The 8,093-nt window shown below is 70.1% G+C and carries 9 protein-coding genes; 4 read left to right on the forward strand and 5 right to left on the reverse strand.

Annotated features, from left to right (window positions below):
- Positions 1–46: 46 nt before the first annotated feature.
- Positions 47–1,468 (forward strand): amidase, encoded by a 1,422-nt coding sequence (locus tag VFR64_13525; GenBank protein HET9490760.1) that lies wholly within the window; start codon positions 47–49, stop codon positions 1,466–1,468.
- 8 nt (positions 1,469–1,476) lie between these two features.
- A complete protein-coding gene (locus VFR64_13530; GenBank protein ID HET9490761.1) occupies positions 1,477–2,385 on the forward strand; it encodes an MBL fold metallo-hydrolase in 909 nt (302 codons plus the stop codon).
- On the opposite strand, the gene VFR64_13535 is transcribed toward VFR64_13530, so the two are convergent.
- Positions 2,369–3,247: an LLM class F420-dependent oxidoreductase gene (locus tag VFR64_13535; protein ID HET9490762.1), complete on the reverse strand. Its 879-nt coding sequence runs from the start codon at positions 3,245–3,247 to the stop codon at positions 2,369–2,371. The two genes, VFR64_13530 and VFR64_13535, sit on opposite strands and share 17 nt — an antisense overlap.
- The gene (locus VFR64_13540) at positions 3,244–4,305 is read right to left on the reverse strand and encodes an LLM class flavin-dependent oxidoreductase (GenBank protein ID HET9490763.1); all 1,062 of its coding nucleotides are present in this window, start codon (positions 4,303–4,305) and stop codon (positions 3,244–3,246) included. Before VFR64_13540 ends, VFR64_13535 begins: the two co-directional genes overlap by 4 nt.
- Before the next feature lie 292 nt (positions 4,306–4,597).
- Here VFR64_13540 and pal point away from each other — a divergent pair, with 292 nt between their 5' ends.
- Complete coding sequence (gene pal / locus VFR64_13545; GenBank protein HET9490764.1) at positions 4,598–5,116, forward strand: peptidoglycan-associated lipoprotein Pal; 519 nt, start codon at positions 4,598–4,600, stop codon at positions 5,114–5,116.
- Between the two features lie 414 nt (positions 5,117–5,530).
- Here the strand turns inward: pal and VFR64_13550 are convergent, their stop codons facing one another.
- Positions 5,531–6,103, reverse strand: coding sequence for a hypothetical protein (locus VFR64_13550; GenBank protein HET9490765.1), 573 nt, complete (start codon positions 6,101–6,103; stop codon positions 5,531–5,533).
- Positions 6,104–6,156: 53 nt separating this feature from the next.
- On the opposite strand from VFR64_13550, the gene VFR64_13555 reads away from it, so the two are divergent.
- Positions 6,157–6,543: an NfeD family protein gene (locus VFR64_13555; GenBank protein HET9490766.1), complete on the forward strand. Its 387-nt coding sequence runs from the start codon at positions 6,157–6,159 to the stop codon at positions 6,541–6,543.
- A gap of 75 nt (positions 6,544–6,618) precedes the next feature.
- Here VFR64_13555 and VFR64_13560 read toward each other — a convergent pair whose 3' ends face one another.
- A complete protein-coding gene (locus VFR64_13560; GenBank protein ID HET9490767.1) occupies positions 6,619–6,771 on the reverse strand; it encodes a hypothetical protein in 153 nt (50 codons plus the stop codon).
- A gap of 79 nt (positions 6,772–6,850) precedes the next feature.
- On the reverse strand, positions 6,851–8,093 hold a 1,243-nt coding region (locus VFR64_13565), incomplete at its 5' end, for a DUF748 domain-containing protein (GenBank protein HET9490768.1).

Consider the following 8,093-nt stretch of genomic DNA (forward strand, 5'->3'; position numbering starts at 1 on the left):
TCTGATTGCAGGACCCTCGACGGTGTGCTATCCCTCGGGCGCGCCCATGGACCAGTCCACGCTCTGCTTCTCCGGTCTTGCCGAGCTCGCCGCCCGCATCCGCGCGCGCGAGCTCTCCCCCGTCGAGGTGGTGGACGCGCACCTGGCCCGCATCGAGGCGCTGAACCCGACGTTGCTGGCCTTTCTCGAGGTGACCGCCGACCGGGCGCGCCAGCAGGCCAAAGCCGCCGAGGCCGAGATCGCGGCCGGCCGCTACCGCGGTCCCCTGCACGGGATCCCCTGGGGCGCCAAGGACATCTTCGACACGGCGGGGATTCGGACGACCCACGGCTCCTCCTTCTTCCGGGACAACGTCCCGCCGGAGGACGCCGAGGCGGTGGCGCGGCTGACCCGGGCCGGCGCGGTGCTGCTCGGCAAGTGCCACACCCACGAGTTCGCCGCGGCGGCCACGACGGTGAACCCTCACTACGGGACGACCCGCAACCCCTGGGATCCGGAGCGAATCGCCGGAGGCTCCAGCGGGGGCTCGGCGGCGGCGGTGGCGGCGGGCCTCTGCCCTGTGGCGCTGGGGTCGGACACCGGCGGCTCCATCCGGGTGCCGGCCGCCTTCTGCGGCGTCGTCGGCTTCAAGCCCACTCACGGCCGGATCAGCCTGCGTGGCGTGTGTCCCAACGTGCTGAGCTTCGACCACGTCGGCCCGCTGACCCGCACTGCTCGGGACGCCGCGCTCGTGCTACAAGCGATCGCCGGCTACGACGCGCGCGACGCCATGTCCCGGGATGTCCCGGTGCCCGACTTCTCCGCGAAGCTGGGAGCGAGTCTCCGCGGCATGCGCCTGGCGCTGTGCCCCGACTTCTATGCCCACGCGGAGGTCGACCAGGAGATCGCCACCGCGTTCGCCCGGGCGGTAAGCACGCTTCAGGATCTGGGCGCGACGGTGCAGACGGTCGCCTTTCCGCACTATGCGCGCATCGAACGGACGGCGACGGCAATACTCGGCGCCGAGTTCGCCGAGTTCCATCGCCCGTTCTACGAAAAAAATCCCGACGGCTACGGTGCCGACGTGCGGGCTCGCCTGGAACGGGCCCTCGAAGTCAAGCTCGACGATTTCGTCCGGGCCGGGCGAGAGCGCGAGCTGCTCCGCCGCGAAGTCACCGAGGCGTTCCGAGAGGTCGATGCCCTCGTCTCGCCCAGCACGCCCGCCGTCGCGGCGCCCATCGCCACCCTGATGGCCCGGCTCAACGGCAAGGACGTGTCCTGCCTCTGGTTGCACCGGCCGTTCCTGACGCCCCACAATCTGACCGGTTACCCGGCCATCGCCATGCCGATGGGCTTCGCCGCCGATGGCCTGCCCCTCTCCATACAGATCGTCGGGAAGCCATGGGGCGAGGCCGAGCTGCTGGCCATCGCCCACGCGTACGAGACCGCCACGCCCGAGCGGCGCGGGCGGCGGCCCCCCGGACCCTGATTCCCGCCGTGGCGATCCGCCGAGCCCGACTGCAGTTCACGCACCTGGGCGCGGCAGGCTGGAGCATCAGCGACGGCCGGACAGTCGTGCTCGTCGACCCGTACCTCTCGCGGGTCCGGTTCAGCGGCCGCGCCTACGGGGCCCCCGTCGCGGCAACCGTCCCGGGCGACCGGCGCCGCCTGCTCACCATGGACGATGTTCCCGAGCCCGACACGGCCACGATCGACGCCCGGATTTCCCGCGCCGATTTCATCCTCCTGTCCCATTCGCACTTCAACCACTGCATGGACATGCCGCACATCGCCCGCAAGACCGGGGCCACGGTCATCGGCACCGAAAGCTCCGCGAACATCGCCCGGGCCGGCGGCGTGCCGGAAGCCCAGATCCTGACCGTGCGGGGAGGCGAAGACTACGAGTTCGGGCGGCTGTCGATCAAGGTCATTCCCAGCCTGCACTCTGCGCTCAGCGCCAAGCACTACTTCAGCTCGGGCGTCGTTCCGCGCGACGTCCGGACGCCGCTCCGCCTCCGGGATTTCGTCGAGGGCGGCACCCTGGCCTACTACCTGCGGCTGGGCGCTCACGAAGTGCTAGTGTTCGGCTCGATGAACTACATCGAGCGCGAGGTCGCCGGGCTCCGGCCCGGAATCGTGCTCGTCGCCGCGGCGCAGCCCCGCCTGGAGATCCACGACTACACCGGCCGCCTCCTGCGCGCCCTGAGCCGCCCCCGGGTCGTCATCGCGACCCACTGGGACGACCAGGGACTCCCTTTCGGGGCGCCCCAGGACGAGGCCTGGGCGCGCGCGCAATCGTTCGTGGCCGAGGTCAAGGCCGTGGCCCCGCGCAGCCGGGTCGTGATCCCCCGGCACTTCGAGACGGTCGAGGTCGAGCCCCCCGGCCGGGTCAGACCGTCCCGATGAACCGGGCGTAGGCATCGAGCATCGGCAGGATCTTCTCGCGCCCCTCCGAAGGAAGCCCGAAGATCGCCCGGCTGACCCCCGCCGCCCGCAAGCCGGCCAGCGCCGCGGCGTCCGGCCTGGCGAAGAAGATGCTCACGGGTACGGATGCCGGATCCCGGCCGGCAGCCCGGGCCTGCTGATGGAGCTCGGGAATGCGCTCGGCCGGATTCCGGCCAGGGCGGGAGATGGGCATCCAGCCGTCCGCGAACTCGATCACCCGATCCAGCGTCCTCGCCCCGTCGCCGCCCATCAGGATCGGAGGATGGGGCTTCTGTAGCGGCTTGGGATGCGACCAGATCTTGTCGAAGCGGACGAACTCGCCGTGGTATTCCGCCTCCTCCTTCGTCCAGATCTCCTTCATCGCCAGCACGCGCTCACGGAGGACACGCCAGCGCTTCTTGAAGGCGGTCCCGTGATTCTCCATCTCCTCGGCATTCCACCCGCCCCCGATCCCGAAGAGGAACCGCCCTCCCGAGAGGCGATCCAGACTGGCCACCTCCTTGGCGGTGGTGATGGCATCCCGCTCGACGATCAGGCAGATCCCGGTGCCCAGGCGAAGCCGCCTGGTCGCCATCGCCGCAGCGGTGAGCGCCACGAAGGGATCGTAGCTGTGCCAGTACTCTCTGGGCAGGTTGGGCCCACCCGGCCACGGGCTCCGGCGGCTGGCCGGGATGTGCGTGTGCTCGGGCACCCACAACGATTCGAACCCGCGCTCTTCGAGCGCCCGGCCGAGCTCGTCGGGCCGGATCGCGTAGTCCGTGGGGAACATCACCGCGCCGAAATCCATGGGCACCTCCTCGAGCTTGCTCCGGTGGTCGGTCACTTGCGCCCGCCGCCGAGGCCGGCAGCGCGGAGGCGAGGAAAGACGACGTCGCGAAACGCAGCGAGCTCCCGCACGGGCAGGGCGAAGGTCTCGAGCGGCATGAGGTACAGGTCGCGGATGCCGAGCTTCGTCATCGCGATGACCCGCTCCGCACAGTCCTCGGGCCTGCCGATGAGACCCAGGGCGTCGCAGAGCTGGGCCACCACCTCGTCGGGGACGAACGCGGTCGCGGCGATTGCGGCCTCCCAGTCGTGGGCGTGCGAGAGGTCCGGATAGATCGTGCGGACGGCGTCGGGAATCTCGAGCTTGGGCAGCCGCAACGCCGCCGGCTCCAGCCAGTAGCCGCCCCAGCGCAGGATCCCCCAGTGAACTGCGGTCGGCCGGGCCAGGCGACGAGCCTCCTCGGTGGTCCTAGCCGTGGCGGTGCGCAAGGCCCAGATGAGCTCGAGGTCCTCGATGCGACGCCCCGCGCGGCGGGCCCCCCGCTGCAGGTGCTCGAGCGCTCGCTCCACGATGCCCCGGTTGCACCCGACCAGCAGGAGAACGCCATCGGCGATCTCGGCCGCCACCTCGATGGCCTTGGGACCCGACGCGGCCATCAGCAGCGGGATGCTGGCCCCGGCGGCATAGCCCAGCCTGCCCGGAGTGCCGTCGAAGTCCACGGTTTCCCCGGCCAGCAGCGCGCGTACCGTCCGGAAACACGCCCGCATCTCGTCGAGGCTAGCCGGTCGCCGCCCGATGGTGCTGGCGGACGTGTAGCCGGTGCCGAGCACGAGCTTTACCCGGCCGGGCGCCAGCTCCTCGACGGTCCGGATGGCGCCGGCCAGCACCGAGGCGTGACGCGTGAACGGATTGGTGACGGCGGGAAACAGGGTCAGCCGCGACGTACGGGCGGCCGCCTGCCCGAGGATCACGAAGGTGTCGCGGGACAGGAGCTGGCTGTCCAGGATACCCGCACCGTCGAACCCTGCGGCCTCGATGTCCTCAATGAGGCCCATCAGGCGGGGAACCGGCGCTGTGCCGGGAACCCGCAGATGAACACGCACAGCCTCGCTCATCGTTCGCTACCCTCCTCAATCGGCCTAGAGGCTCACCGCCCCCGGGTGTGTGGCCGGCCGCTATAGTGGCGCAGGCCTCATCCACGCGCAATTTGCCTCGCCGGGCGCGTCGGGCTCCTCGCGGGCCGCCGATGCCTGGCTGGCATCGCGCTCATTCCTGTCCGGCACGCGCCGCCGGATCGCGCCCGCGAAATGCGCGTTCGCACGCCGATTTCAACGACACACGCTCTGGCACGGTTGCTGCTCGTGCGCGTCGTGACTCTAACGGCACGCACAAGCGGAGGGGAACTCAATGAAGCTTCAGCTGCGGATCGTGATGTTATCGGCGCTGGCAATCACCGTAGGCCTGACCGGGTGCGATTCGGGGCCAGGGACGTCCAAGATCCAGGCCACACAAGCGCAGACCGACGCCACGGCGGAAGCCCCGAGCACGCCCGCGGTCGAGACGACGCCGGCCGCCGAGCCCGTAGCCCTCGGTGAGCTCAAGGACGTCCATTTCGACCTGGACCAGGCGAAGATCCGATCGGGCGAAGGCCGGATGCTGCGGGATCACGCCCGGTGGCTCAAGTCGAACCAGAACGCCATGGTCACCATCGGCGGGCACGCCGACGAGCGCGGCTCTGAGGAGTACAACCTGAGGCTCGGGGAGCGCCGGGCCAACGCCGTCAGGACCTATCTGATCGCGCAGGGCGTCGAGGCCGACCGGGTAACCGTCACGAGCCACGGCGAGCGCAGCCCGGCCTGCTCGGACCACACCGAGAGCTGCTGGAGCCAGAACCGGCGAGCAGAATTCCAGGTGCAATCCCGCTAGCGCCTTCGCCGGGTAAGCCCGGGCGTCCCGTGACGAACGGGCGCCCGCTTAGCGGCCGCATGGCGAGGACCCCTGCCTGCTGAAGAAGCCGATGTCGTCGAAGAAGTCCGTTCGACTCCGAGGCATCCCCCGCGTGCCTGTCGTATGCCAGGAGTGAAATCCTTACACAGAGCCTCACTCCGGTGCAATGCGCTATTGTCCGGCCCTCGCGTCTGGTCGGCTTGCGCGAGATCGCTCGGGAGCGGGGATCCTCGCCAGCCGCCCGGCCCCCCGGATGGATCCCGGCCCGCGTGCCCGTTCGGCCCCGATGCCGCTGGCCAATGCCTCGAGAGGGTACGAGCCCTTTCTCAACAAAGCGGACGGCTGCGTCGAGATCGTGCTGCACCCGTCACCGGAGGGCCCCGGCGCTTCCGATCACGCGGACGGCGTATCGTCCGCCCGCTCGCAGGTGGCGCACCAGGGCACGGCGCGCTCGAAATCGCGCTCCAGGATGTGTCGGGACACCCAGATGTTGAACACCTTTTCGACCGTTCGTGGTCCCGTGGTGACGATCGTCGCGTGTCCCTGGACGCATCCGGCGCCCAGCTTGTGCACCGGATCCGCGAACTCCGCCTCGCACGGACGGAAGTAGCACGGGTCAGGAGCCACCAGGTAGTCGGCCATGTCCACAGGCCGGACTGCGAAGCCCGTCCGGCCGCGGGTGGTCGGGACCGCGTAGCGTCCGTGGGTCAGCACCGCGACCACTTGGAAGCCCAGCGCGTACAACTCGTCCAGCGGGGCGGCGATCGAGCTCAGGTAGGAGGTCACCACCCCGATCTCATCCGTGGCGGCGGCCCTGTCTCGGCCGCCGAACACACTCTGGACCGCCGCGCCGACCTGTTCGTCCCGGTCCGGGCTCAGGGGCAGGCTCCAGCGATTGACCCGGTACAGGGGCGCTTCCAGCGTCCGCTCGAACTCCCCGGGGGTTCGAATGACGTCTATGACCATCGGCCACTCCTGCCGCCCTTGCGTCGGCAAGGGCCGTGCTCTAAGGCTGTTTCATGCGCCACAGCCTCCTGACGTATCTCCTCTGGCAGGTCCCGGGCTGGCTCGCCGCCGGGGCCGTGCTGGCCTGGCTCCAGCTCACCTTCGATCTGCCGTCCGGCCTGACCGTCGCTGTCGGCGCGGCCTACGTCGTGAAAGACCTGCTGCTGTACCCGGCCATGCGGGCCGTGTTCCGGCCGGCCGAGCGGGTGCGGCCCATCGGCAAGCGGGGAGAGGTGCTGGACCCCCTCAACCCCGTGGGCCTGATCCGCGTCGACGGCGAGTTGTGGCAGGCGCGGGCCGTCGCCGGTCCGTTAGCCGCCGGGCGTCAGGTTGTCGTGCGTGGCACCAACGGCCTCACCCTGCTGGTGGAAGAGGCGACGGCCGGCAAACCGCTGCCCTGACGCACCGAGGCCTTGCAGGGGACGTGCCACCGTCTGGGCCCGTCCCGCAGGGTCAGGCCCAGGCTGAGCGGCTGGTCAGGCGACCAGGGCCTCGCGTCCGGCGACCCGGCGGAAGAGAAAAAAGCTGTAGCGCTCGACGAAGGCCTCGCGCAGGCGCGTCATCGTCTCGTTGTTGAACGAGGTCTGCAGGACGGTGGCAGCAGGGCCAGCGAGAAGACGACGGACCATGGTCTCGGCGTCATGGCGCGCTCCTTTTGTTCAGGGTCGCCGGCGAGGAGGCGAGAATGGCGCAGCGTCATGGCCCCGGTCAAGGGGCCCCGACCGCCCCGAGCTCGAGACGGGTGGGCACGGCGTCCTGCTCGGCGCCGCCGGCGGCCCGGGTGGCCCCGACCTCGACGCGCGGGGCCACCGCCGCGGCGGCCTCTTTGAGCACACGGGCCACGGCTTCACCCCGACGCTGGCCGAGCGCCGCCACCTCGTCATCGGCGAGCGGAGCTATCTCCACCAACCGGCGGAACACCGCCTCGTAGAAGGCGCGATCGGGGCTGCCACGGCCGACGAACGCCAGCACCGGGTTCACGCGCTCGGCTTGTTTACCGGTCCGCTTCTCGTAGTCGGCCTGGAACTCCTCCATCGCCTTGGCGCCGCCACGCTCGCTCAGCAAGGCCTCCAGGGCGCGCTGGGTCTTGGCGTGGTCGAAGGCCACGGGGCCCGGGTCCTCGCCGGGCTTCAGCGACACCTCCAGCTGCCGGGCCAGCGTCTGGCGCACGCGGAGCGTGCGAAGCGCCTCGCCGTCCAGCTTCGGCTCGTAGCCGCCGTGTATCGTGAGCTTCAGCCGCGGGCGCTTGTCGAGCACCTCGGCCACGCGGGAGAGCTTCTGGCGCTCGGGCGGCAGCACGCTGTCGCTGCCCGCCTCGAACGTGATCGTCTGCAGCTTCTCGGCGTCGGCGCCGAACATTCCGCCCAGGGCCCGGAACGGTGACGTCACGACCCTCCTGATCAGGTTGACGACCGCCTGCCAGACGAGGTGGCCGTAGCTGAACTCGGGGTGATCGACGTTGCCCCGCACGGGCAGCGCGATGTCGATCCGTCCCTCCTCGTCGCTGAGGATGGCGATGGCGAGGTCCAGGGGCAGGCGCATCGCGCCCGGACTCTCCACGCGCTCGCCCAACTGCAGCTGTCGTAGCAGGACCTTGTTCTCGCCGACGAGGACGCTCCGATCGATCTTGTATTCGAGGTCGAGATCCATCGTGCCGGCCCGGATCTGGCGCCCGGCGAAGGTCGCGCTGTAGGGCGAGAGCGTCGACATGGGGACGTTGCGGAACGTCACCGCGATGTCGGTGAAGGACTTGGGGTGGAAGGAGTCGAGCGCGCCATCGACCTTGACGAGCCCGAACTCGTCCACCTGGCCGTCCAGCTTGACCGTCGCCCGGCTGGCCGCATCGGAGGCCAGGCCGACCACCGTGCCGTCCAGCGTGTGTACCCGAGTGGCGAACGGCAGGACCAGGCTCAGATCGGAGAAGCTCATCGAGCTGTCATCGATGCGCACG

The organism is Candidatus Methylomirabilota bacterium (assembly GCA_035709005.1).
Classification (GTDB): domain Bacteria; phylum Methylomirabilota; class Methylomirabilia; order Rokubacteriales; family CSP1-6; genus 40CM-4-69-5.

Coding starts and splice junctions, on each gene's coding strand:
- VFR64_13550 (HET9490765.1), bottom strand. CDS start 6,103: ATGGTCATAGACGTCATTCGAACCCCCGGGGAGTTCGAGCGGACGCTG.
- VFR64_13560 (HET9490767.1), bottom strand. CDS start 6,771: ATGGTCCGTCGTCTTCTCGCTGGCCCTGCTGCCACCGTCCTGCAGACC.
- VFR64_13540 (HET9490763.1), bottom strand. CDS start 4,305: ATGAGCGAGGCTGTGCGTGTTCATCTGCGGGTTCCCGGCACAGCGCCG.
- VFR64_13525 (HET9490760.1), top strand. CDS start 47: ATGGACCAGTCCACGCTCTGCTTCTCCGGTCTTGCCGAGCTCGCCGCC.
- pal (HET9490764.1), top strand. CDS start 4,598: ATGAAGCTTCAGCTGCGGATCGTGATGTTATCGGCGCTGGCAATCACC.
- VFR64_13555 (HET9490766.1), top strand. CDS start 6,157: ATGCGCCACAGCCTCCTGACGTATCTCCTCTGGCAGGTCCCGGGCTGG.